The sequence below is a fragment of the Brassicibacter thermophilus genome, from assembly GCF_055378355.1.
Window position 1 is genome coordinate 1,001,043 of the sequence record NZ_AP042446.1, and the last position, 24,430, is coordinate 1,025,472.

The 24,430-nt window shown below is 29.1% G+C and carries 17 protein-coding genes; 15 read left to right on the forward strand and 2 right to left on the reverse strand.

Features of this window, described 5'->3' with window-relative positions; genetic code table 11:
* Nucleotides 1–174: 174 nt before the first annotated feature.
* From ACZ41D_RS04795 to ACZ41D_RS04825, 7 genes are all read left to right on the forward strand, one after another.
* Entirely contained in the window at nucleotides 175–2,235 is a 2,061-nt protein-coding gene (locus tag ACZ41D_RS04795; RefSeq protein ID WP_464152790.1) for a sigma-54 interaction domain-containing protein, read from the forward strand.
* Nucleotides 2,236–2,560: 325 nt separating this feature from the next.
* On the forward strand, nucleotides 2,561–4,339 hold the full coding sequence (iorA, locus tag ACZ41D_RS04800) for an indolepyruvate ferredoxin oxidoreductase subunit alpha (protein ID WP_464152791.1): 1,779 nt from the start codon (nucleotides 2,561–2,563) through the stop codon (nucleotides 4,337–4,339).
* A 1-nt stretch (nucleotide 4,340) separates the two neighbouring features.
* Complete coding sequence (locus ACZ41D_RS04805; RefSeq protein ID WP_464152792.1) at nucleotides 4,341–4,916, forward strand: indolepyruvate oxidoreductase subunit beta; 576 nt, start codon at nucleotides 4,341–4,343, stop codon at nucleotides 4,914–4,916.
* 83 nt (nucleotides 4,917–4,999) lie between these two features.
* Nucleotides 5,000–5,902, forward strand: coding sequence for a bifunctional enoyl-CoA hydratase/phosphate acetyltransferase (locus ACZ41D_RS04810; RefSeq protein ID WP_464152793.1), 903 nt, complete (start codon nucleotides 5,000–5,002; stop codon nucleotides 5,900–5,902).
* Nucleotides 5,903–5,940: 38 nt separating this feature from the next.
* Entirely contained in the window at nucleotides 5,941–7,038 is a 1,098-nt protein-coding gene (hisC, locus tag ACZ41D_RS04815; RefSeq protein WP_464152794.1) for a histidinol-phosphate transaminase, read from the forward strand.
* Between the two features lie 164 nt (nucleotides 7,039–7,202).
* Complete coding sequence (locus tag ACZ41D_RS04820) at nucleotides 7,203–8,387, forward strand: S41 family peptidase (protein ID WP_464152795.1); 1,185 nt, start codon at nucleotides 7,203–7,205, stop codon at nucleotides 8,385–8,387.
* Between the two features lie 81 nt (nucleotides 8,388–8,468).
* Complete coding sequence (locus ACZ41D_RS04825; RefSeq protein WP_464152796.1) at nucleotides 8,469–9,623, forward strand: PDZ domain-containing protein; 1,155 nt, start codon at nucleotides 8,469–8,471, stop codon at nucleotides 9,621–9,623.
* Here ACZ41D_RS04825 and ACZ41D_RS04830 read toward each other — a convergent pair.
* On the reverse strand, nucleotides 9,620–11,221 hold the full coding sequence (locus ACZ41D_RS04830) for a hypothetical protein (RefSeq protein WP_464152797.1): 1,602 nt from the start codon (nucleotides 11,219–11,221) through the stop codon (nucleotides 9,620–9,622). The two genes, ACZ41D_RS04825 and ACZ41D_RS04830, sit on opposite strands and share 4 nt — an antisense overlap.
* A gap of 194 nt (nucleotides 11,222–11,415) precedes the next feature.
* Here ACZ41D_RS04830 and uvrB point away from each other — a divergent pair, with 194 nt between their 5' ends.
* The 8 genes from uvrB to ACZ41D_RS04870 all read left to right on the forward strand — a co-directional run bounded on the left by uvrB (nucleotide 11,416) and on the right by ACZ41D_RS04870 (nucleotide 22,999).
* Nucleotides 11,416–13,395, forward strand: coding sequence for an excinuclease ABC subunit UvrB (gene uvrB / locus ACZ41D_RS04835; RefSeq protein WP_464152798.1), 1,980 nt, complete (start codon nucleotides 11,416–11,418; stop codon nucleotides 13,393–13,395).
* Nucleotides 13,396–13,412: 17 nt separating this feature from the next.
* Nucleotides 13,413–16,238 carry an excinuclease ABC subunit UvrA gene (uvrA, locus tag ACZ41D_RS04840; RefSeq protein ID WP_464152799.1) on the forward strand — a complete coding sequence of 942 codons (2,826 nt, stop codon included), beginning with the start codon at nucleotides 13,413–13,415 and terminating at the stop codon, nucleotides 16,236–16,238.
* A 162-nt stretch (nucleotides 16,239–16,400) separates the two neighbouring features.
* Nucleotides 16,401–17,624: a DUF438 domain-containing protein gene (locus tag ACZ41D_RS04845; protein WP_464152800.1), complete on the forward strand. Its 1,224-nt coding sequence runs from the start codon at nucleotides 16,401–16,403 to the stop codon at nucleotides 17,622–17,624.
* Between the two features lie 20 nt (nucleotides 17,625–17,644).
* Nucleotides 17,645–17,833 carry a ferredoxin gene (locus ACZ41D_RS04850; RefSeq protein ID WP_464152801.1) on the forward strand — a complete coding sequence of 63 codons (189 nt, stop codon included), beginning with the start codon at nucleotides 17,645–17,647 and terminating at the stop codon, nucleotides 17,831–17,833.
* Nucleotides 17,834–18,071: 238 nt separating this feature from the next.
* Nucleotides 18,072–19,481 (forward strand): dipeptidase PepV, encoded by a 1,410-nt coding sequence (pepV, locus tag ACZ41D_RS04855; protein ID WP_464152802.1) that lies wholly within the window; start codon nucleotides 18,072–18,074, stop codon nucleotides 19,479–19,481.
* 868 nt (nucleotides 19,482–20,349) lie between these two features.
* On the forward strand, nucleotides 20,350–21,378 hold the full coding sequence (locus ACZ41D_RS04860) for a GIY-YIG nuclease family protein (RefSeq protein ID WP_464152803.1): 1,029 nt from the start codon (nucleotides 20,350–20,352) through the stop codon (nucleotides 21,376–21,378).
* 146 nt (nucleotides 21,379–21,524) lie between these two features.
* On the forward strand, nucleotides 21,525–22,067 hold the full coding sequence (locus ACZ41D_RS04865) for a stalk domain-containing protein (protein ID WP_464152804.1): 543 nt from the start codon (nucleotides 21,525–21,527) through the stop codon (nucleotides 22,065–22,067).
* A 737-nt stretch (nucleotides 22,068–22,804) separates the two neighbouring features.
* Nucleotides 22,805–22,999: a hypothetical protein gene (locus ACZ41D_RS04870; RefSeq protein WP_464152805.1), complete on the forward strand. Its 195-nt coding sequence runs from the start codon at nucleotides 22,805–22,807 to the stop codon at nucleotides 22,997–22,999.
* 124 nt (nucleotides 23,000–23,123) lie between these two features.
* On the opposite strand, the gene ACZ41D_RS04875 is transcribed toward ACZ41D_RS04870, so the two are convergent.
* The gene (locus ACZ41D_RS04875; protein WP_464152806.1) at nucleotides 23,124–24,326 is read right to left on the reverse strand and encodes a transposase; all 1,203 of its coding nucleotides are present in this window, start codon (nucleotides 24,324–24,326) and stop codon (nucleotides 23,124–23,126) included.
* Nucleotides 24,327–24,430 lie beyond the last annotated feature (104 nt).

The window sequence follows — 24,430 nt, forward strand, 5'->3', positions numbered from 1 at the left end:
TAAAAACATAATTAAAACAGCAAAATTGGATGATTAAATTTAAAAATAATAATTTTGCCAACTTTTACTTGACAGTATCTTTTTATATGAAAAACTTGTATAATTTTATAAAGTATATTATGTAAATATTCATATAAGAAAAATAGGTTGAAGATTTAATAGAGGAGAAATCTTATGAAAAAAACATTAGCAATAGTAAGCTATAGTATAGAGTCAGTTAACACATATTATGCACAAATAAAGAGTTTATTTTTTGATAATATTGTTATTAAAAAGTTCATATTGGATGATCTTAAAACCGAAGGTTATATAAAAGCAGATGTATTATTGGTTCCTTCTTATGATATGTTTGAAAAGATTAAAAAGCACATAAAAAGTGATAGTGAATTACTATTTGCTAACAGAACAATATCAAAATCAGCGTTAAATAAAATAATGAGTATACCAAAAGGGACTGAAGTATTGTTAATTGATGAAAGCCTTGAAATGGCTGAACAAATGATTTCTGTAATCTATCAATTAGGTATTAAACATATAAAAATACGTCCATTTTCAGCACATCAAGGAGAGAACACACAGGATAAAACAGTGATTATACTAGGCCAGTCTGAATATATTCCAGACTCTGCAAAAGAAATTATTAACATAGGCAATAGTTTATTAGACCTTAATACAATAATTGATATAGGAGAAAAATTTGATTTAATTCCCATATTAGACAGACAGAATATTAAGAAAAGCTACAAAGAAATTGAAACTGCAAACTTTGGGTTATCTGAAATTTTAGGTCAAACAAATAGCAGAGAAAGCCATCTTGATATTTTACTTCAAGTTATTGACGCTGGTGTTATAAGCGTTAATACGGAGGGAATTATATTTTTGTATAATGAAAATGCTGAAAAAATAATTGGACTTAGTGAAAAACAAGCTATCAATAGAAGCGGAATAGAGTTACTCCCTGAAATACCTTTTAGCTTTGTTTTAAATAAATTAAAACCGGTTGAAGAAAAGCTTGTCAAAATTCATGGATATGATATTGTTGTTTCGGTTCATCCATTAATTCATTCAGGAAAATTATATGGAGCCGTTGCGATAATTAGGAAATATAGTGATACTGAAAAAAAACAACATAGATTAAGGGAACAGTTGATTGGTAAAGGACATAGAGCTAAGTATGATTTTGATGATATAATGGGAAAAAGTAATGCTATAAATAAATGCAAAGAAATAGCAAAGAGAATGGCAAAATCTGATTCATCAGTATTGATAACAGGGGAAACGGGAACAGGTAAAGAGTTATTTGCGCAAGCTATTCACAATAATTCGAGGAGAAGAAACTATCAATTTGTTGCAGTTAATTGTGGGGCTTTTCCTGAAAACCTTTTGGAAAGCGAATTATTTGGGTATGAAGAAGGAGCATTTACTGGTGCACGTAAAGGTGGTAAACCTGGATTATTTGAATTAGCTCATAAAGGAACCTTATTTTTAGATGAAATTGCAGAGATGCCTATAAATCTTCAAGTAAAACTTCTTAGAGTTTTACAAGAAAGAGAAATAGTAAGAATAGGTGGAGATAGAATAATAAATATTGACGTTAGAGTGTTGGCTGCTACTAATAGAGATATAAAGAAAATGGTGGAAAAAGGAGAATTTAGACAAGATTTGTATTATAGATTAAATGTGCTTCCTCTTAAAATACCTCCTTTAAGGTCTAGAAAAGAAGATATATTATTTCTTATAGATCAAATAAAAAAAGAATTTAATAGTCATTTTGTCTTATCAGAAAAGGCAAAAGAATTATTATTAAATTACAGTTGGAAGGGGAATGTAAGAGAGTTAAGAAATTATGTTGAATATTTTGTTAATCTAGGATTAGATAAAATAGACGTTGAAGACTTACCTTTTGATCATGAAAAAGGAGAAAATAATTCAGTTCTTAGTGAAAATGAAAAAACAAATGTTATAAATTTTATAGAAATGGCTGAAAAGAATATAAGGAAATATATTTTTGTTTTAGAAGAATTAGAAAAAGCTTATACAAATAATAAGAGATTAGGTAGAAGGAGTATTTACAAAATAGCAAAAGATAAAGGTTTATTTATTAGTGAGCAAGAAATAAGGAAAATGTTAATTAACTTGGAACGGTATTTAATGGTAGAAATATCTAAAGGGCGGAGTGGGACGACCATAACTGAATATGGAAGACGTGTGTTAAGATATTTAAAAATGGGTTAAAAGGTATTGATAATCAATACCTTTTAACCCATTTATTTTTACTGTCATTCATTGTATTTTCTTCTAAATTGTAAAATAGTAGTTGTTATACGTTAAAAACTCCAATTAAAAAATAATTTAGCTCTACATATATAAGTTTAAAAGATTAAGTATAAAATTTTATTTTGGTATAAATTTTGCAATTATAATTATTATTATGATTATTATTAATAAAAGTTAAATATTGTTTACATGAATTATGATAAAAGTCAATTTTTTAAATTTGAATAATTGTATAAAAATATTATTTACAAATATTAAATAGAATAAAAGGAGGGAACAATAAATGAAAAAATTGTTGACAGGAAACGAAGCGGTAGCTCGTGGAGCTTATGAAGCAGGTATTAGTTATGCAGCTGCTTATCCAGGTACGCCAAGTACAGAAATATTGGAAAATATTGCACCTTTTAAAGAAGATATAATAGCAGAATGGGCACCAAATGAAAAGGTTGCTGTAGAATCTGCTCTAGGTGCATCTATTGCAGGGGCGAGATCACTTGCTGCTATGAAGCATGTAGGTTTAAATGTAGCTGCTGATCCATTTTTTACTATTGGATATACCGGTATTAATGGAGGTATGGTTTTAATTACTGCAGATGACCCTAGTTTACACTCATCTCAAAATGAACAAGATAATAGGTATTACGCAAAATCAGCTAAGGTAGCTATGATAGAACCAAGCAACAGTCAAGAAGCTAAAGATATGGTTATTGCAGCTATGGAGATAAGTGAGAAGTTTGATACTTTAGTCCTTATGAGACTGACTACAAGAATTTGCCACAGTAAGTCTTTAGTAGAGATTGGTAAAAGAAGAGAAGTTACTATTAGACCATACAAAAAAGATTTACAAAAATATTACACAGCTCCTGCTGTTGCTAAGCAATTACATGTTAAAGTAGAGGAAAAACTTAAAAAACTAGAAAAATTTTCAAACGAAACTGAACTAAACTATATTGAATGGAATGATAAAAAGGTAGGAGTTATCTCTGCTGGAGTAGCTTATCAATATGCTAAAGAAGTATTTGGAGATAAAGCTTCATATTTGAAGTTAGGCTTTACTTTTCCTCTACCAATGGAAAAAATAAAGAAGTTTGCAAATGAAGTTGAGACACTTTATGTTATAGAAGAACTAGAACCTTTTATGGAGGAACAAATTAAAGCTGCAGGTATTGAATGTATAGGAAAAGAAAAAATACCTAACATTTGGGAGCTTAATCCAGATATTGTGCGAAGGGCTTTGCTTGGAGAAGAAAAAACAATTATAGAATATGATAAGTCTTCTGTTGTAAATAGGCCACCAACACTTTGTGCAGGTTGTCCACATAGAGGATTTTTCTATGAATTGAGCAAGAGAAAAAACGTTATGATAACAGGTGATATAGGGTGCTATACCTTAGGTGGAGCAGATCCATTAAATGCTATGGATACAACTATATGCATGGGTGCAAGTATTAGCTTAGGACATGGTGCTAAGAAAATATTTGACAAATTTAATAAAGACATGAGAGTTGTAAGTGTAATAGGTGATTCTACATTTTTCCATACTGGTATAAATAGTCTTTTAGATGTCGTATATAATAAAGGGAATACTATTACTTGTATTCTTGATAATAGAGTTACTGGTATGACAGGTCACCAAGATAATCCTGGAACTGGTTATACACTTCAAGGTGAGGAAACTAAAATGGCAAATATTTCAGATATAGTTAAAGCTTTAGGTATTGAACATGTAAAAACAGTTAATCCATTAAAATTAGATGAGCTTAAGGAAGCTTTTGATTGGGCATTTGAACTTGATGAACCATCAGTAATTATTTCTAGATGGCCTTGTGCTCTTAAGAAATTATCAGAATATGATAAGAAGGAGTTTGAAGTTCATATAGGAAAATGTGAAATTAATGAAGAAAAATGTATTGGATGTAAAATGTGTGTAAATACAGGATGTCCAGCTATAAAATTTGATAAAGTGATAAAAAAATCTAAGATTGATAAAACTCAATGCGTTGGTTGCGAACTTTGTATGCAGGTATGCCCTGTAAATGCTATTAGTAAGGTGGGTGAATAAAATGGCAGAAACAAAGAGTATATTGTTAGTAGGAGTAGGAGGGCAAGGTACAATTTTAGCAAGTAAAGTATTATCAACTGGCCTTGTTGAAGCAGGGTATGATGTAAAAATGTCTGAAATTCATGGAATGGCTCAAAGAGGGGGTAGTGTTTCTACTCAAGTTAGATATGGTGAGAAAGTTTTTTCACCTATTATTGGAAAAGGCGGAGCTGATATTTTAGTTTCATTTGAAAAAATGGAAGCACTAAGATGGTTAGAATATTTAAAGCCAGATGGAAAAGCTGTAGTAAATGATTATGAAATACCTTCTGCACCAATTCTTACAGGAAAAGAAGATTATCCAAAAGGAGTTATTGAATTAATAAAAGAAAAAGTAAACACTAGTATAATAAATGCTGCACAAATTGCAAAAGATTTAGGAAATATAAAAGTAATGAATATCGTATTACTTGGTGCATTAGTTAAAGCTATGAATTTAACAGATATAAATTGGGAAAATGTTATAAGAAATACAGTTAAAGAAAAATTTATTGATATAAATATAAAAGCTTTAAATATAGGTATGAATATAATATAATTTTATTTGATTTAAGTTTTAGGTTGAAATATGCCTGTGAGAATAAATTGATTGATAACAATTCTATGATGAGGAGAATTAGTATGGTGATTAAAAACTTTGATCAATTAATAAAGAAGGTTTGTAGTTTCGAAGATAAGAAAAAAGTTGCTGTAGTAGCTGCTCAAGATGAGCATACTTTAGAAGCTGTTTTTAGAGCTAAAAAAAATAATATTGTTGACCCTATATTAATTGGAGATAAAGCAAAAATTAATGAAATTTTAAGTAAGAATAATTTTTTAATTGATGATGAATTTATTGTCAATGTTAAAAATGAAAGTGAAGCTGCTTACAAAGCTGTCGAATTAGTTAATGCAAACAAAGCTGATTTTATAATGAAAGGGAAAATACAAACTGCTGATCTTTTAAAGGCTGTTGTTGACAAAAAAGGAGGACTGAGAACTGGTAGACTAATGTCACATTTTGTAATTCAAGAAGTACCTAATTATCATAAACTGATAGTTACTACAGATGGTGGTATGGTAATGTATCCAAGCCTTGAAGAGAAAAAGCAGATAATTCAAAATGCAGTAGATACTTTGATTTCCATTGGATATGAAAAGCCCAAGGTAGCGGTATTAGCAGCAGTAGAAAAAGTTAATCCTAAGATGCCAGAGACTGTTGATGCTCAAAAACTAAAAGAAATGAATGAAAATGGTGAGATTCAAAATTGCATTATTGAAGGGCCAATATCTTATGATTTAGCTGTTCATAAAGAATCAGCTGTTATAAAAGGCTTTAAAAGCCCTGTAGCTGGTGATGCGGATATTTTAGTTGTTCCGAATATAACAGCTGGCAATATCTTAGGTAAATGCCTTATTTATTCTGCAAATTCCAAAATGGCAGGATTTATTGTGGGAGCTAAAGTTCCTATTGTATTAACTTCTAGAGGGGCTTCATCTGAAGAAAAATATTTATCTTTAGTGCTTTCGGCGTCTGCTTGTTAAATTTTCTCTAATAATAATTAGTAAAGGAGAATGAATAAATGCCTAAAAATATATTTAAAAAAGAGTTATCTAATTTGAAGCCTTATGTACCAGGAAAACCTATAGAAGAAGTGAAAAAGGAATATGGCTTGAAAGATGTTATAAAACTTGCTTCAAATGAAAATCCACTGGGCCCATCTCCAAAGGCAATTGAAGCCGTTAGAAATGAGTTACAAAATATAAACATTTATCCTGATGCTGGTGCTATAGCTTTGAGGCAAGAGTTAGCAAAAAAATATGATTTAGATTACGATAATATAGTTGTCGGCAATGGGGGAGAGCAGATACTACAAATAATTGCCCAGACATTTATAAATCCAGGCGATGAAGCAATAATGGCAAAGACAACATTTAGTATATATGGAAATACTGTATTACATATGGGTGGAAATCCTGTAAGAATTCCTCTAAAAAATAATAAGCATGATTTTGAAGGATTTGTTGGAAAAATAAATGAAAAAACAAAATTGATATATGTATGTAATCCTAATAATCCTTTAGGTAATATTATGACAAAAGATGAAGTTAATTATTTGATAAAAAACGTTCCAGAAGATGTTGTTATAGTTTTTGATGAAGCATATTATGATTATGCTAGAGTTAATCCAGATTATCCAAATAGTATAGATATATTGAAAGATAGGCAAAATGTAATAATACTGAGAACCTTTTCTAAAGTTGCAGGTATTGCTGCAGTGCGTGTTGGATTTGCACTTACTTCTAAGAAAATTGCTACAGAAATGAGTAAAGTTAAAGGAGTGTTTAATGTAAATAGACTTGCTCAAGCTGCAGCAATGGGAGCATTAAAAGACAAAGATCATATAGACAAAACTGTAAAATTAAATTACAAGTCATTAGGTATGATGGAAAAAACTTTTAATAGTTTAGGGCTAGAGTATATAAAATCTAATGCAAATTTTATCTTTGTTAATACTACTATGAATTCAAAAATAGTCTTTGAAGAACTAATGAAGAAAGGAATAATAATAAGACCAGGATATTTATGGGGATGGGATAATTGGATAAGAGTTAGTACTGGAACTATTGAGCAAACAGAAAAATTTTTACTTGAGTTAAAAGAAATATTAAATAAATAACCGCTTTATTTGAAGCGGTTTTTTACATGTTTTTTCTATATATTTTATAAATTTTTTATATTTAATTTCTTCAATGTATTTTGTAAAGATAGTTATATGGTGGTATAATGATAACATATGTTAAATAAAATAGTATAGTATACATAACTAATCGAGGTGAAAGTATGATTTCTAAAAAAAAGGCTTTAATTTGGGGTTTGTTGTTAGTAATTTTATCTAGCTTACTTACATTTTCATTAACAAATGCTAAATATGCTGAGTTAAATGAATTCTACCAAAAATATTCAAAAGCTATTTATTTGGAGAATTTAATAAAAGAAAACTATTTAGGAGATGTTGATGAAAACAAGCTTTTTGAGGGGCAATTGAAAGGAATGTTTCAATCTTTAGAAGATCCTTATTCTGTGTATATGACTAAGGATGAATTTAATGACTTGATTGAGCATACAAAGGGAGTTTATGGTGGAATAGGTGTTATTGTAACACCTGGTGAAGATAACCTTATTACTGTAGTTGCTCCAATAGAAGATACCCCAGGAGCAAAATCTGGTATAAAAACAGGAGATAAGATAGTAAAGGTAAATGGTAAGGAATTTACAGCAGATAAAATGGATGATGCCGTTAAAATAATGAAAGGGGAACCTGGTACTGATGTAGTTTTAACGATCTTAAGAAAAGACGAAGAAGGTAATTCTGAGTTTTTTGATTTAACAATTAAAAGAGAAGAAATAAGATTAAAAAGTGTTAAATCAACGATGTTAAGTAATAAAATTGGATATATAAGAATTATTTCCTTTGATGAATTAACTTATGATGATTTTAAAAAGCATTTAACTAATCTTCAAGAACAAGGCATGAAAGGATTGATTATTGATTTAAGAAATAACCCAGGTGGAATTTTAGATGTTTGTACAAAAATTGCTGATGAATTAATGGGGGAAGGTACAATTGTTTATACTGAAGATAAATATGGTCATAAAGAATATATAAAATCTGACAAAGAAAAAATTGATGTTCTTTTGGTTTTATTAGTTAATGAAGGAAGTGCAAGTGCCTCAGAAATATTATCAGGTGCAATAAAGGATAGTGGAAGAGGAATATTAATTGGAACTAAGACATTTGGAAAGGGCATAGTACAGAGGATAAAACCTTTAAAAGATGGCTCAGGTATCAAGCTTACTGTATCTCAATACTTTACCCCTAGTGGTAAAAATATTCATGGTGTAGGAATTGAACCAAATATAGAAGTGAAACTTCCAGATAATGTTGAGATGTTTGGAGTTGATAACATTTCACAAGATACTCAACTGAAAAAAGCTATAGAAGTAATAAGTCAACAGATAAAATAATATAATTATAGCCGTTAGATTTTTGTCTAATGGCTATAATTATATTATAAAATTTTTTCGAATAATTGGGAGTGAGAGATTGTGCTTTTTACTTTTGAAATAGCATTTGCTTCATTTTGTAATTGTTTAAAAAGTCCTATTTATTGGATAGTCGTTTTCATTATATGGTTGCAGTATAAAAAAATTGGGAAACTAGAAAAAAATATAATTGGAAAGAATAATCAATCTTCTATAGGAAGGACTTTTTCTGCTGCTTTGACTGGTATTATAGGCGGCATTATAGGGAGTATTATGATAATATTTTTTAAAGTTTCAATATCCCCTTATAATTTTTCTTATTTGTTAATATTGTCAATATTATTAATGATGGTCCATCCAAGATTTATATGTTTTTCATATAGTGGTGGTATTTTATCTATATTAAGTTTAACAATAGGTTGGCCAAGTATAGATATACCAAGTGTAATGTCTGTAATAGCAATATTACATTTTGTGGAAAGTGTACTTATTTTGATTGACGGTCATAAAAGTAGAATTCCATTGTTAATTGAAAAGGACGATAAAACTGTTGGATGTTTTAATATGTTTCGTTTTTGGCCTATCCCGCTTTCTATGATTGTGAATCCAGGTTATTATAGTAGTCATTTTTATTTGACAGGTATTGTAGCTATGTTGGGTTATGGTGATATATCTATAACTAAATATCCCCAAGAAAAATCAAGAGAGACAGCTGCGAATTTGCTAATATATAGCACCATTTTATTGATATTATCTATTTTTTCTAGGAAAATACTGTTATTTAGGTTTATAGCAGCAATATTTTCACCAGTAGCTCACGAATTTGTAATTCAGTTAGGTAAGAAGAAAGAAAAAAATGGTTTGCCAATTTTTATTTCTCCTGTTAAAGGAATAAAGGTATTAGATGTGATGAGTGGTGGAATAGCAGACAAAATCGGGCTAGAAAGTGGCAATACAATAATATCTGTAAATGGCACACTGGTTAATAAAAAGGAAGATGTACAAAAAATACTTTTTTATAGACCAAGATATATTTGGATTGATTACTATGATAATAAAGGACGTGTTAAAACTGCAGAATATAAAGATGATAAAAAAGGAATAACAAGTCTTGATATGCTTGTGATACCTAAACAATCAAGTTATAGTTATTCAATAGAAGAGAAATATGGCTTATTGCATAAAATATTTATAAAATTACAAGAGAAAGCAAACTAGTTTACTTTCTCTTGTAATTTTAATTCATATATACAATTTTTATCAACTCCATCGATAGGTGGAATTATATTGAAATACAAGATATTGCTTTCTTTATCATAATATATATCTTCGCTTATAATATCTATAATTTTTTCAATACTATCACTATTGATATTATACTTAAATAAGGAATAATTAGAATCTTGGTTATTTGATTTTATTAATAAAATTGAGCCATTATCTAAATATTTAAATGATTTAACATTTGAATGTAATTTAGAAACTATATTTTTAGATTTTACATCATATAGATAAAGAAAAATATCATTATTTTCTCCTACTTTCTTTAAATATGCAACTTTATTTTCACCTAAAAATACAGTATTGAACCCATTATCTATTTTAACTAAATTTTCCTTATCATTTAACAAATATATATTTTTATTTTCATTTTTTTCATCATATTCTTCAAAAACTGTTAGTTTATTATTTGTTACCATATTAGATAAACATTTTGGGAATATAGATATTATACTATAGTCATTATTTTCTATGTTATAAGCGAACAAAGTAGATTTATTTTCAGAATCATTATTTAAGAAGTACAATAAATTATTGCCATGCCAAGCTATATTCCAAGTGTGATGGCAATCATTTGGTGTAATTTTTTGAGTTGTTTTATTAACTAAATTTATTAAATACAAATTAGTTATACCTTCACTGCTGGATTCTATTAAGGCTATATGTTTGCCGTCAGGGCTTGATTTTGCAGTATATATTGAGTTGTGTGTTGTATAAATTTTAGATATATCATTTTCATTTGCCATTAATGACCAAAGCGTTTCAAATTCTGTATCATTTGATACTTCTTTTGTTTTATATATTATTGTGTTTTGAGAATTATAGTCTAATATTTTTCCTTCACTTATGTATTTTGCAATGATTTTTTTGTTTGAAGAAATTATTTCGCCTGTTATGGCATCTATTTGTGCTTTGAAATTTACTATAGGAAAATTATATTCACTGGTGTCGAACACATTATTTAATTCTATATCCCAAAGATATTTTTCTTGATTATTAATCACGTTTACATTTGGAATAGTATTTGATGTGAGCTTATATTCTGCATAAATTTTATTTAAAGCATGAGTCTTGTCATATTTAAGACTAATAGGTTTATAATTTGTTCCAATAATATTAAATTTTAAATCTTCTAATTTGCTTATATCAAGTCCTTTAAATTGAATTAATAATTGAGGAACTACTATTTGATTTTTTCCATCTTGCATAACTTTATTAGTATATATATTAATTTCATTGTTTAATTTTGTAATTTTATCAATATATACTTCTGAGCATTCAATTAGTCCAAGAGAAATTAGAAATTTTGGAGGTTTTGACTTTACTAATATTTCTGCATGAGGTTCAATAGATTGATAGCCCTTAGACAATACTATTGATTCAACTTCATAATCTACTGAAACTTCTTTTGATATTTCAATTTCCGATGATGAATTGTTACTAACTTTAGCAGGAATTTTATTATCTATTTCATTTTTCATACTACATCCTGAGAAGGCTAAGATTAGTACTAAGGGCAAAATTATTTTTTTCATATCCATCCTCCTTCAATTATGCCTCTTATACTTATATTATATTAATTCAACAAAAAAGTGAAATGACCTTTTTATATTTTATGTTTTTTGGGTATAAAGAGCTATATCTTATATAATATAAATGTCATTGACTTGACGATATTTTATTTATATAATTAATTCGAACAAATGTTCCGAATATGAGGTGATTAAATTTGAACAAATTTAAGATAGAGTCTAGTTTTAAGCCAACTGGAGATCAACCTTATGCAATTAATGAATTGTCTAAGGGAATATTAGACGGATTAAAACATCAGACTCTTTTAGGTGTTACTGGTTCAGGTAAAACATTTACTATGGCGAATATAATTCAACAAGTGCAAAAACCAACGCTAGTTATTGCACACAATAAGACTTTAGCAGCACAGCTTGCTAGTGAATTTAGAGAGTTTTTTCCAAATAATGCTGTGGAGTATTTTGTAAGTTATTATGATTATTATCAACCTGAAGCTTACGTTCCACAAACTGACACTTATATCGAAAAAGATGCATCAATAAATGATGAAATAGATAAGTTAAGGCACTCTGCTACGGCAGCTTTATTTGAAAGAAGAGATGTAATAATTGTTGCCAGTGTATCGTGTATATATGGGTTAGGAGATCCAATAGACTATGAAAACTTGGTTATATCACTAAGACCTGGTATGATTAAAGACAGAGATGAAGTTATACGAAAGCTAATAGATATACAATATGAAAGAAATGATATTAATTTTATTAGAGGGACATTTAGAGTAAGAGGAGATGTAATAGAAATATTTCCTGCTTCTTCCACTGAAAATGCTATAAGGGTCGAGTTTTTTGGAGATGAAATAGATAGAATAACAGAAGTCAATTCTTTAACTGGAGAAATAATTGGTTTAAGGAATCATGTTTCAATATTTCCAGCGTCTCATTTTGCTACTTCTAAGGAGAAGATTGATAGAGCGATAAAAACTATAAAGATTGAATTAGAGGAAAGAATAAAAGAATTAAAGTCACAAGGTAAACTTTTAGAAGCTCAAAGAATACAGCAAAGGACTATGTATGATATAGAAATGCTTAAGGAAATGGGATTTTGCCAGGGAATAGAAAATTATTCCAGACATATCAGTGGAAGGCCACCTGGAAGTAAGCCATATACTCTTCTAGACTATTTTCCTGATGATTATTTGATGATAATAGACGAGTCTCATGTAACTATTCCCCAAATTAGAGGCATGTATGAAGGGGATAAATCAAGAAAAACAACCCTTGTGGAATATGGATTTAGATTACCTTCAGCTCTTGACAATAGACCACTTAGATTTGATGAATTTGAAAATCACATAAATCAAGTAATCTATGTTAGTGCTACTCCTGGGCCTTATGAAATTGAACATTCACAAAAAATAGTAGAACAAATTATAAGGCCAACTGGATTATTAGACCCTGAAGTTGAAGTAAGACATACAAAAAATCAAATTGACGATTTAGTAAAAGAGATAAACCTTAGAGTTGAGAAAAATGAGAGAGTATTGATAACTACATTAACCAAAAAGATGGCTGAAGATTTAACTAAGTATTTTAAAGAAATAGGGATTAAGGTAACATATTTACATTCTGATATAAAAACTATAGAGAGAATGAAAATAATTAGAAACTTAAGACTTGGAAAGTTTGATGTTTTAGTGGGCATAAATCTCTTAAGAGAAGGACTTGATTTGCCAGAAGTTTCCCTTGTAGTTATTTTAGATGCAGATAAAGAAGGATTTTTACGTTCTGAGACATCTATGATACAGACCATAGGAAGGGCTGCTAGGAATTCTAATGGAAAGGTAATAATGTATGCAGACGTGTTGACAAAGTCTATGAAAAAAGCTATTGATGAAACTAACAGAAGAAGAAAGATACAGATGGAGTATAATAACAAACATGGCATTATTCCTCAAACTATTAAAAAAGGCATAAGAGATGTTATAGAAGCTACAAAGGTAGCAGAAGATGATACTATAGAATACAGCGTAGAAAAAATAAATAATCTTACCAAAGAAGAAATTCAAGACATTATTTCTACTATGGAACAAGAAATGTTAGAAGCAGCAGAAAAGTTAGATTTTGAAAGAGCGGCAGAATTGAGAGATAAGATTCAAGAATTGAAGATTAAACTTAGATAAATGAGGTGGGTTACGGAATGCAAAAGGATAAAATCATTATCAGAGGAGCTAAAGAACACAACCTAAAAAACATAGATTTAGAGATACCTAGAAACAAATTTATAGTTTTTACAGGGCTAAGTGGTTCAGGTAAATCTTCTTTAGCCTTTGATACTATATATGCAGAGGGACAGAGAAGATATGTAGAGAGTTTATCAGCATATGCAAGACAATTTCTTGGGCAGATGGAAAAACCTGATGTTGAATATATAGAGGGCTTGTCTCCTGCTATATCAATAGATCAAAAGACTACCAGTAAGAATCCAAGATCTACAGTAGGAACTGTAACGGAAATATATGATTATTTAAGATTGCTGTTTGCAAGAATAGGTGTTCCACATTGTTATAAATGTGGTAAGGAAATTACTTCTCAAACTGTGGATCAAATGGTTGACCAAATTATGGCTCTTAAAGAACGTACTAGGATACAGATTTTAGCACCTATAATTAGAGGTAGAAAAGGAGAGCATCAAAAAGTATTCAATACTATAAGAAAAGAAGGATTTGTGAGAGTAAGGGTAGATGGTGAAACAATAGATATAAATAATGATATCAAATTGGAAAAAAATAAAAAACATTCAATTGAAGTTGTAGTAGATAGGATAATTATTAGAGAAGGTATAGAAAAAAGGCTTACTGATTCAATCGAAACGGCTTTAAGCTTATCTGATGGTTTAGTGATAGTTGATGTTATCGACGGAGAAGAAATGTTATTTAGTCAAAAACTTGCATGTGTGGATTGTGGAGTAGCTATAGAAGAACTTTCTCCTAGAATGTTTTCCTTCAACAGCCCTTTTGGGATGTGTCCTTCCTGTAATGGCCTTGGGAGTTATAAAAAGGTAGATCCCGAGTTAGTTATTCCAGATCCTAATTTGTCTATAAGACAAGGAGCTATAGCACCTTATAGTAATTCTTCTGAAGACACATATTATTATCAAATCTTTAAAACAATAGCTCATGATAATAATTTTGATCTAGATACACCAATAAAGGATGCACCAAAGAAATTTATTGATGAGCTTTTATATGGAACAGGGAATAGAGTTATTACTTTTAACTTTGATAGTAAGTTTAGTGGCAGAAGAACTTATACAGGGACTTTTGAAGGGATAATAACTAATTTAGAAAGACGGTACAAAGAAACAAATTCTGACTATATGAGAGATAAAATAGAAGAATATATGAGTGTAATTTCATGTCCAGATTGTAAAGGGGCAAGATTAAAACCTGAAATACTAGCTGTAACAGTAGGAGGTTTAAATATTTCGCAGGTAACAGATTTATCTATAAGACAGGCTATGGACTTTTTTAACAATCTTAAACTTACTGAAAAGCAAGAATTTATTGGGCATCAGATTTTAAAAGAAATAAAAGCAAGGCTTAATTTTTTAATAGATGTAGGACTTGATTATCTTACATTATCGAGAAGTGCAGGGAGTTTATCTGGAGGAGAATCTCAGAGAATTAGGCTTGCTACTCAGATAGGTTCAAGTCTTGTAGGTGTTTTATATGTTCTTGACGAGCCTAGCATTGGCTTGCATCAAAGAGATAATGACAGGCTTTTAAAAACTCTTAGAAATTTGACTGACTTAGGAAATACTTTAATAGTTGTAGAACATGATGAGGATACTATGTATTGTGCTGATTATATAGTTGATATAGGACCAGGTGCAGGATTGCATGGGGGCTATGTTGTTGCACAAGGTACAGTTGAAGACATAAAAAAGTGCGAAAAATCAATCACAGGTCAATATTTATCAGGTAAGAAGAAGATAGAAGTGCCTAAAAAGAGAAGAAAACCAAATGGCAAATGGATAGAGATTATAGGAGCTGAAGAAAATAATCTTAAAAATATTGATATAAAATTTCCACTTGGGGTATTTACATGTGTCACAGGAGTTTCAGGATCAGGTAAAAGCACTCTTGTAAATGAAATATTATATAAGCGAATAGCACAAGAACTGCATAGAGCAAAAAGTAAGCCTGGAAAGCATAAAGCTATTAAAGGGATAGAAAATATAGATAAAATAATAGAAATAGACCAATCTCCCATTGGAAGAACACCAAGATCAAATCCAGCTACTTATACTGGAGTATTTGACCATATAAGAGATATATTTGCTATGACACCTGAAGCAAAGTCGAGAGGATATAGCAAAGGAAGGTTCAGCTTCAATGTTAAAGGAGGAAGATGCGAGGCTTGTAAGGGAGATGGCATAATTAAGATAGAAATGCACTTTTTGCCTGATGTTTATGTACCATGTGAAGTATGTAAAGGTAAGAGATATAACAGGGAAACATTGCAAGTAAAATACAAGGGGAAGACAATATCTGATGTCTTAGACATGACTGTAGAAGAAGCATTAGAATTTTTTGAAAATATACCTAGAATCAAACGCAAATTAGAAACCATGTATGATGTTGGACTTGGATACATTAAATTAGGTCAGCCATCAACTCAGCTTTCTGGTGGAGAAGCTCAAAGAGTAAAGCTTGCTACGGAACTTAGCAAAAGAAGTACTGGAAAAACTATGTATATACTAGATGAACCAACTACTGGACTTCATTCTGCAGACATACACAAGCTTATTCATGTATTAAACAAACTTGTGCAAGGAGGCAATACAGTTGTAGTTATAGAGCATAATTTAGATGTAATAAAGACTGCTGATTATATCATTGATTTAGGACCAGAAGGTGGAGATAAGGGAGGAACAGTTGTAGCTAAAGGAACTCCAGAAGAAATATGTAAGGTTAAAGAATCATATACTGGTATGTTTCTTAAAAAAGTTTTAAAGAAATAAATATATAATTGAAAAAATCGCATAATATATTATGCGATTTTATAATTTGCGGAAATTGCATAATATGTTATTATGAAATTTCCGCAAATTAAAAAATAAAATAGATTAGAATAGGAAAAGATATATTGTAGTATTTAGTGCACAGAGAAAGGGTGAGAATATATGAGCGAAGCTATAAACAATAGAGAATATAGGCAGAAAGTATTAAAAGAATTAATAATGGAACTTCATGATGGAAAAACTGTTGAAGAAGTAAGAGAAAGATTTGCAAAACTTATAGAAGGAATATCTGCTTCTGAAATATCACAAATGGAACAAAGCTTAATTATGGAAGGAATGCCTGTAAGTGAAGTTCAGAGACTATGTGATGTACATGCAGCAGTTTTTAAAGGTTCTATAGAAGAAATACATCAACCAAAGTCTATTTTGGATATACCAGGGCATCCTCTTAATACATTTAAAATTGAAAATGAAGCAGTGGAAGAGTTTATTGATAGGGATGTTAAGGAGCATATTAATGCTTATAAACAAGAAGACAGTGTTGAAAATAAGAATAATTTAGTACAAGATTTTAATTTATTATGGGACTTAGATAAGCATTATAAAAGGAAAGAAAATTTGATATTTCCATACCTTGAAAAGTATGGTATTACTGCACCACCTAAGGTAATGTGGGGAGTAGACGATGAAATAAGGCAAGGACTGAAATTAGTTAAAAATTTACTTTCCGAAGACCATCCTAAAAAAGAAAAAATAGTTGAAAAATCAGAAGAGGTTATAAATAAAATAAAAGAAATGATATTCAAAGAAAAAAGTATATTATTTCCTATGGCAATAGATTCTCTGACAGAAGACGAATGGGTAAGTATTTACAATGAAAGTGATGAAATAGGGTATTGTATAGTAGGACCAAAAGGAAAATGGGTTCCAGAAAGAGTTAATTTAGAAGAAAAAGAAAAAGATGATATAAAATTAGATAAAGGATATATTAAATTTAACACGGGAATACTTTCTTTTAAAGAAGTTAATACTATTTTTAATACTATACCATTTGATATCACTTTTATTGATAAAGATGATATAGTTAAATATTTCTCTCAAGGGAAGGAAAGAGTTTTTCCTAGAACAAAAGCTGTTATAGGTAGGAGTGTACAAAATTGCCATCCACCTGCAAGTGTTCAAATTGTCAATAAAATGCTAGAAGATTTTAAGGCGGGCAGAAAGGATCATGAGGATTTTTGGATCAAAATGGGAGATTTATATGTGTATATAAGGTATTTTGCTGTGAGAGATGAAAATGGAGAATATCTTGGTACACTTGAAGTCACTCAAAATATTGCACCTATTAAAGAATTACAAGGTGAAAAAAGATTGTTATCAGAATAAAATTCTAAGGAGGTATATTTATGAAAGGGCGTGTTGACAAAGATTTATGCATAGGCTGTGGTTTATGTCCTAGTATTTGTCCAGAAATATTTGAGATGGATGACGATGATAAAGCTGTTGCTAAAGATATAGAAATACCAGAAGATATTGTTGAAAGTGCTAAAGATGCAGAAAGTCAATGTCCTGTAGATGCTATAACTGTAGAATAAAAAGATTAAATCCATAACCATAAATTTCATATAATAACAAGAAATAAATTAGTTAATGTGATAGAATATAATAAAAGACAGAAGATTATTTTGATACTTAAAGTTAATGTTTAACTTTAAGTATCAAATGTTCATTTTTACAGTTTTATAAAGGTTAAAGTAATACTTTAATAAATGTGTTAATAACAAAATAACTCTACGCATATTATAGGGAAATTTTTAAAAGGAGGTTATGGTTATGGATGTACAGAAATTAGAGAGGCTTGTTGATAGCTATAAGGATGACATAATAAAATCAACTCAAGAAATTATAAAAATAAAAAGTGTAGAAGATGAAGCTAAACCAGGTAAGCCATTTGGCGAGGGAGTAAATGAAGCTCTCGAGTGTGCATTAAACATGGGAACAAAGCTAGGATTTGTTTCGAAAAACTATGACGGGTATGCTGGACAGATAGATTTAGGTGAAGGAGAAAATGTTGTAGGCGTGCTGGCACATCTTGATGTTGTTCCTGAAGGAAGTGGATGGACTTATCCACCTTATGCAGCAGAAATACATGATGATAAGATATATGGTAGAGGAACAATAGACGATAAAGGCCCTGCAATAGCAGTTCTTTATGCCATGAAGGCAATTAAAGAATCAGGATTTCCAATCAAGAGTAAGATAAGACTTATTCTTGGAACAAATGAGGAAAGTGGATGGGGAGGAATAAAATACTATTTGCAAAAGGAAAAAGCTCCTAATCTTGCTTTTACTCCAGATGCGGATTTTCCAGTTATCCATGGCGAGAAAGGAATAGGTAACATAGCTTTTAATATGAAGATTGATAAAAAAAGTGATGAAGGAATAATAATCAAAAGTATCAATGGCGGAAATCGACCAAATATGGTACCTGATTTCTGTGACGCAGTAATTATAGTTGAAGATAATAAAAAAGACTATGTTGTAGATAAATTTAATAAGTATGTTGCAAAAACAGGGTATAATATAACATTAGAAGGCAAAGATGGAGAATTTGTTGTAAAATCGAAAGGAATATCTGCTCATGGAAGCACTCCACAAGCTGGTAAAAATGCTATTTCTCAATTGATGGGATTTTTGCAAGAGATTAATACATATGATGAGGGTATTTGGGAATTTATTGACTTTTATAATAAAAAGATAGGATTTGAAGTTAATGGGCAGTCGATAGGATGTGAATTTTCTGATGATGTATCTGGAAAACTTACATTTAATGTTGGAATGATAGAAGGAGATCAAGACAATATAAAGATAATAGTAAACATAAGGTACCCAATTAAAACTAAGTGGGAAGATGTGTGTGAAGGAATTAGTAAAGAACTTAATGGTACTAATATAAAACTAGAAAGATTAAGTAATCAAAATCCAATATATCTACCTAAAGACCACCCACTAGTAGAAAAGCTAATGAAGGTATATAGAGAAGTAACTGGAGATGTAGAAAGTGAACCAATAACTATAGGTGGTGGAACATATGCAAGAGCCATGGATAATGCAGTAGCTTTTGGTGCACTGTTTCCAGGAGAAGAAGAGCTTGCTCATCAAAAAGACGAGTATATATCTATAGACAACTTAATAAAAATGACCAAAATTTACGCAAGAGCATTATATGAACTAGCAAAATAAAACAAAGATGTTTTGATTGAAGTGTTTTGATATACTCCTCATTAGTAGTTGAAGTTTATATACTTAACTACTAATGGGGATATTTTTATTTATAGGAATAAGAAGGGAAATGTAAATAATTGTTGAAATATATTAGTGCGTGAAGACAATCTTGAGGAAGGTGAGTCAATGTTAACAGAGTATTTTAAAAATATATTAGACAATTATCTTGATAGTATTACAATTGGTAAATTTAACAAAAATCATGAAAAATAAATAATGGTGAACTATTAAAAACTATTTAAGGTATTTATAAAAATATATATGATTGAGGAAATGGGTGGTTAATCAATATGAACTTTTAATAGACGATAAAAAGTTATTATTGATGTTTGACATATATATGAAGAAAAAAAGAAAATCTTGATAACATTAATTTTATAATATTAAGAGCAACACATAAATACTCAACATTAAGAGAATTTAATATAATTAAACAAATAAACCCTTATACTCAAGATATGTATAAACTAGATAAAGAATTAAATACCGATATAAAAGACTTTATTAATTTAAAAGGAATTCAATTATTTATTACCGAACAAAAATCATATGAATTGCTATTAAAATTGAGCAACTAAGGTATCAAATTAGATGGAGTCAGACACCTAGAATACCGAGAAAGCTGTTTTAGGGCATTCCATGTTTAGTGTTATTATTATTTCGTGAATTAAAATGCAATAAATAGTTTACCTGACATAGTCAAAAAATAGAAGATGATATAGTAAAAGAAGAGTTATATCCTCTAATAATGGATAAATCTTTTAAAAAAGAAATTATTTATTTTATCAAAAATGAGTTTGACAATAGAAAAGGTGGCTTAATATAGATGATTCCTAAGCATTTAGTAGATAAAGTTAAATCCATACCCTCAAAACCAGGAATATATAAAATGAAAGATAAGGATGGAAATATTATATATATTGGTAAGAGTAAAACACTTAATACTAGAGTAAAATCATATTTTTACGGACACCATGAATTTAACAAAATAGAAAGAATGGTGTTTAATATTAATGATATAGATTACATTGTTACAGACACACATTTAGAAGCACAGATATTAGAATGTGTTCTTATAAAAAAATTGCAACCAATATACAATTCTCAATTTAAGAATGATAGAAAATATAAGTATTTAAAGGTGGAGAATAAATATAAAAACAAACCATTAATAGTAGTTGATGAAAGAGAAGATGAAAATAGTTTTGGACCATATAGAAGTAAAGGTAAGTTAATTGAAATAATCAAATCCTTTGAAAACATCTTTCCCATATCAAAATGCGAGAGTTCATATAAATTTACATACAATATATTACCTAAGTCTATGAACATGGATATGTTTAAACAGAATAGGGATTGCTTAATTGAAATATTTACTAAAAAAGAATGTATGTTAGAATTTATATCTCAAATTGAAAAAAAGATGAACCTAGCATCTTCACAGTTTAAATTTGAGACGGCTTCATTTTACAGAGATATGTATAATTATATGAGATACATATATAAAAGATTAGAAAATCAATTTAATGATTTAAAATCTAAGAAAATTTTAATTGGTGAAAAGATAGAAAATGGATTTAAGATTTTTTATATATCAAATCATAAAATAATATATAAGAAAAAATATCAGATTGTGACAAGAAAGGATATAAAAGAATTTTTAAGAAGAGCTAAAGAGTTAGAAGATAATTTATTAAAGATAAAAAATGAAAAAAGAGATTTAGATTTTAGCACCATAATTAAAGCTGAAATTCAAGATGAAAGCACAAAATCAGTTTTGTTTTTAGGTGATGATTATGATTTAGATAAATTTATACAGAAACTAACACAAAAACCGGAGCTAGAAAATTTATAACTTAAAAAATTTTGACTCTGTAATAATTATGAATTTTCTCAACTGTAAAAAACACTAGGCAAAAACCTCACTTAATGTATAAAACTTCAAATAGTGGTTATAATCAAAATGAAAAAACTAGTATGTTACAGGGGGGTATACATTAAGTGAAAAAGAAAACTTGTTTTATTTTAATCATACTTATTTTCTGTTTTACATCTAGCATTGTATTATCAGAAGGTTATTGGAAAGAGATTAAGGTATTGTTTGGACATGCAGCAGTAGAAATTAATGATTACAAATTAAATGAAGATGATGTTTTTATATATAGAGATAAAACCTATGCTCCAGTTAGGTCTGTATGCGAAGCTATGGGTGGAGCAGTGATTTGGGATCAAGAGAATAATACTGCAATCATAAATAACTATATCGATTTTCCAGAATGTGATTATTTGAATGGAGAAATATTTGTTTATGGACTAATTAAACAAATTGATTATGAAAAGAAAATGATTCAAATTGAACAGCATTTTGATGACAATAGTATAGAAGTAACCCCATTGTTAGAAGCTGATAATGATTTAGTGATTATTTTCCAAAGAAATGACAAGAAGATGAACCTTGATTTTAAAGATTTAAAATGTGGAGAAGATGTAGGAATGGTATTAAATAACGAAGGAAAAATAAGAGGTATTATAATTAATGATTAAGAGGCAGATGATTTTATATGCCTTTTATGCAAATCCCTGTCGGTAGTTAAGGTTTACTACTGATGGGGATATTTATTATTTATAGGTAAAAGAAGGGAAATGTAAATAATTGTAGAATTTTTGAATAACTGATTGTATAAAATGATTAAATTATTAAATTTTTGTAATATAACCCACCTATTTAGATTTTTTGGCCTATATAATAATAGAAAGGTTTAATAAAGGGTTTTTATTCTAATTAAACTTATTTATGATGTCAAATCTTTGTTTGAGATACTATTCATAGAATTTCAAATATTTTAATACTTTTAGTTTCCGATAATAATTAATTTCATACCTTACTAAATTTTTTATACTGAATATTATTTTTTAGGAAAGGAGGCTTTTGCAAGTGGATAATATATTTATTTTAAATCTTGAAAAAAAGCACAAGAAAAGTACAAGGAAATTGAAAATAAAGTAAATGAATTAAAATTAAAATTAAATTTAGCTTTAGACGAAAAAGAAGAATATATTAATGAGTTAGCATTTTTAGAATTTTGTATAGAATACTTTGAAGTAAGTCTAGGATTTGACAACAAAGATTTCAACAATTATTTAAGTGATATAGTTTGTAAAATAAAGGAAATAAAGTATAAGGAGATTAAATTAGAAGTAATAAAAGATACATACTTATCAAAACCTAATGCATCTATTTGTAAAATTCTGAAGTTTAAGCATAAATAGGAGGGTATTTTATGATAAGCTTAATGGAAAATCAAATTGTTGATGCTATTCTAAAACATCCTTGTATTTCCGCAAAAACAAATAAAAAGATAAGAATTAAAATAAATACTTTAAAAAAGTATTTAAGAAAACACTATAATATAAAAGTAGAACAACAAGAAATAATTCAAGTAATAGAAAAATATTTATCTGAGGAAATTGCATAATTCATCTTTTTCACAGTAGAAAAAAAGAGCATAGAGCGATAGCTCATTGAAAATGAGATTTTAAATTTGATATTTATTTTAGAATAATGCAAAGAACCTCCTAAATAAAGGTAATTTTATGCCGTTAGGCAGCTTTATTAACAACTTTACTTGAATTTAATGATATTGTTCCAGCTATAAGTGCTATGCAATTTAATAATGAGTGAACCTTGGCTTTTTTAATACCTTTAGACCTTATGTTATCTAAATTTAGATATTCTTTAAGTCTACTATTACATCTTTCAACTGATGTCCTTTTATCATATAACTTTTTCCAACTAGTAGAAGGCCTTAAAGGATATCCATAATGCCTTGGGTTTTCTTTATAATTGACTTTAAAAGTATATCCGTAGGTAGAAGAAGAACACCAATTCATTCCATAAGGACAATTACACTTACCTAAAGCGTGAGGGCAACGGAATTTAAGATATTTTCCATCTTTGCCCCAATATACTAATTTATATCCTGCGGAGCAGATAGGATTAAAATCTTCATCTAATCCAGCAGGTGGGGCATAGCTTCGTCTAGGATTGTAAGCTATTATTGGAATACCATTAAATTCGTTTATTATATCTTTATAAACATACTCAAAGTCATACCCAGAATCCATAGCATAATATTTAGGCTTAAAAATATCTTTATAATTATTAAAAAATTGCTTTATTAAAGGTATAGCTACAGTGCCATCATAAGTATTTGCTGGGGTTACTAAAATATCTAATGGCAGTTCGCTTTTAGAATCACATAATATATGAAGTTTCCAACCAAACCACTTTACAGTGTTACCATTAGTATCCTTTTTAATCCCCCAGTTAGGGTTGTAGTCATCATCTACGATATATTTTTTAGGTTTAGCAGCTTCATAAGAACTAAATTTTGTTGAATCAATAGAGATATGTTCTCCATCAATTATATTAAGTTCTTTTGCTTTAACAACTAAAGAATGGAACAATTGCTCAAGTTCATCTGTTTGAGTTAATTTATCTAAGAATCTGCTAAAAGTTGATTCAGATGGTACTTTGCCAAGGACACCAAAACCACAACAATATCTTAAAACAGGATTTTGCTTAAGATTAAGAACTAAATCTTTTATAGTTTGAATTTTTTCAACTTGCATAGCAATCAAAGCATAAATTAAAGTTTCAGGTTCATAGCCCTTCGGGCCTTTAGAATTATGAGATTTTCTTAGTTTACAAGCTAAATTAGAAACGTCAATTTGAGATAAAATCATCTCTAATTTAGTTTTTTGTTGAAATTCCATAATTTCCTCAAAGGAAATTAAGCACATTTGTCGAATATACATTTAAGAAGTTTCACTCCCTTCGGGTATAGAGTTTGCTTACTTAATATATTCGACATTTAGGGGTGAAACTCCTTTTTGCGTTCAGTGAA

Bases quoted from the DNA above. Each gene is read 5' to 3' on its own strand.
- ACZ41D_RS04795 (WP_464152790.1), top strand. From the start codon at position 175: ATGAAAAAAACATTAGCAATAGTAAGCTATAGTATAGAGTCAGTTAAC.
- iorA (WP_464152791.1), top strand. From the start codon at position 2,561: ATGAAAAAATTGTTGACAGGAAACGAAGCGGTAGCTCGTGGAGCTTAT.
- ACZ41D_RS04805 (WP_464152792.1), top strand. From the start codon at position 4,341: ATGGCAGAAACAAAGAGTATATTGTTAGTAGGAGTAGGAGGGCAAGGT.
- ACZ41D_RS04810 (WP_464152793.1), top strand. From the start codon at position 5,000: ATGGTGATTAAAAACTTTGATCAATTAATAAAGAAGGTTTGTAGTTTC.
- hisC (WP_464152794.1), top strand. From the start codon at position 5,941: ATGCCTAAAAATATATTTAAAAAAGAGTTATCTAATTTGAAGCCTTAT.
- ACZ41D_RS04820 (WP_464152795.1), top strand. From the start codon at position 7,203: ATGATTTCTAAAAAAAAGGCTTTAATTTGGGGTTTGTTGTTAGTAATT.
- ACZ41D_RS04830 (WP_464152797.1), bottom strand. From the start codon at position 11,221: ATGAAAAAAATAATTTTGCCCTTAGTACTAATCTTAGCCTTCTCAGGA.
- uvrA (WP_464152799.1), top strand. From the start codon at position 13,413: ATGCAAAAGGATAAAATCATTATCAGAGGAGCTAAAGAACACAACCTA.
- ACZ41D_RS04845 (WP_464152800.1), top strand. From the start codon at position 16,401: ATGAGCGAAGCTATAAACAATAGAGAATATAGGCAGAAAGTATTAAAA.
- ACZ41D_RS04850 (WP_464152801.1), top strand. From the start codon at position 17,645: ATGAAAGGGCGTGTTGACAAAGATTTATGCATAGGCTGTGGTTTATGT.
- pepV (WP_464152802.1), top strand. From the start codon at position 18,072: ATGGATGTACAGAAATTAGAGAGGCTTGTTGATAGCTATAAGGATGAC.
- ACZ41D_RS04860 (WP_464152803.1), top strand. From the start codon at position 20,350: ATGATTCCTAAGCATTTAGTAGATAAAGTTAAATCCATACCCTCAAAA.
- ACZ41D_RS04870 (WP_464152805.1), top strand. From the start codon at position 22,805: ATGATAAGCTTAATGGAAAATCAAATTGTTGATGCTATTCTAAAACAT.
- ACZ41D_RS04875 (WP_464152806.1), bottom strand. From the start codon at position 24,326: ATGTGCTTAATTTCCTTTGAGGAAATTATGGAATTTCAACAAAAAACT.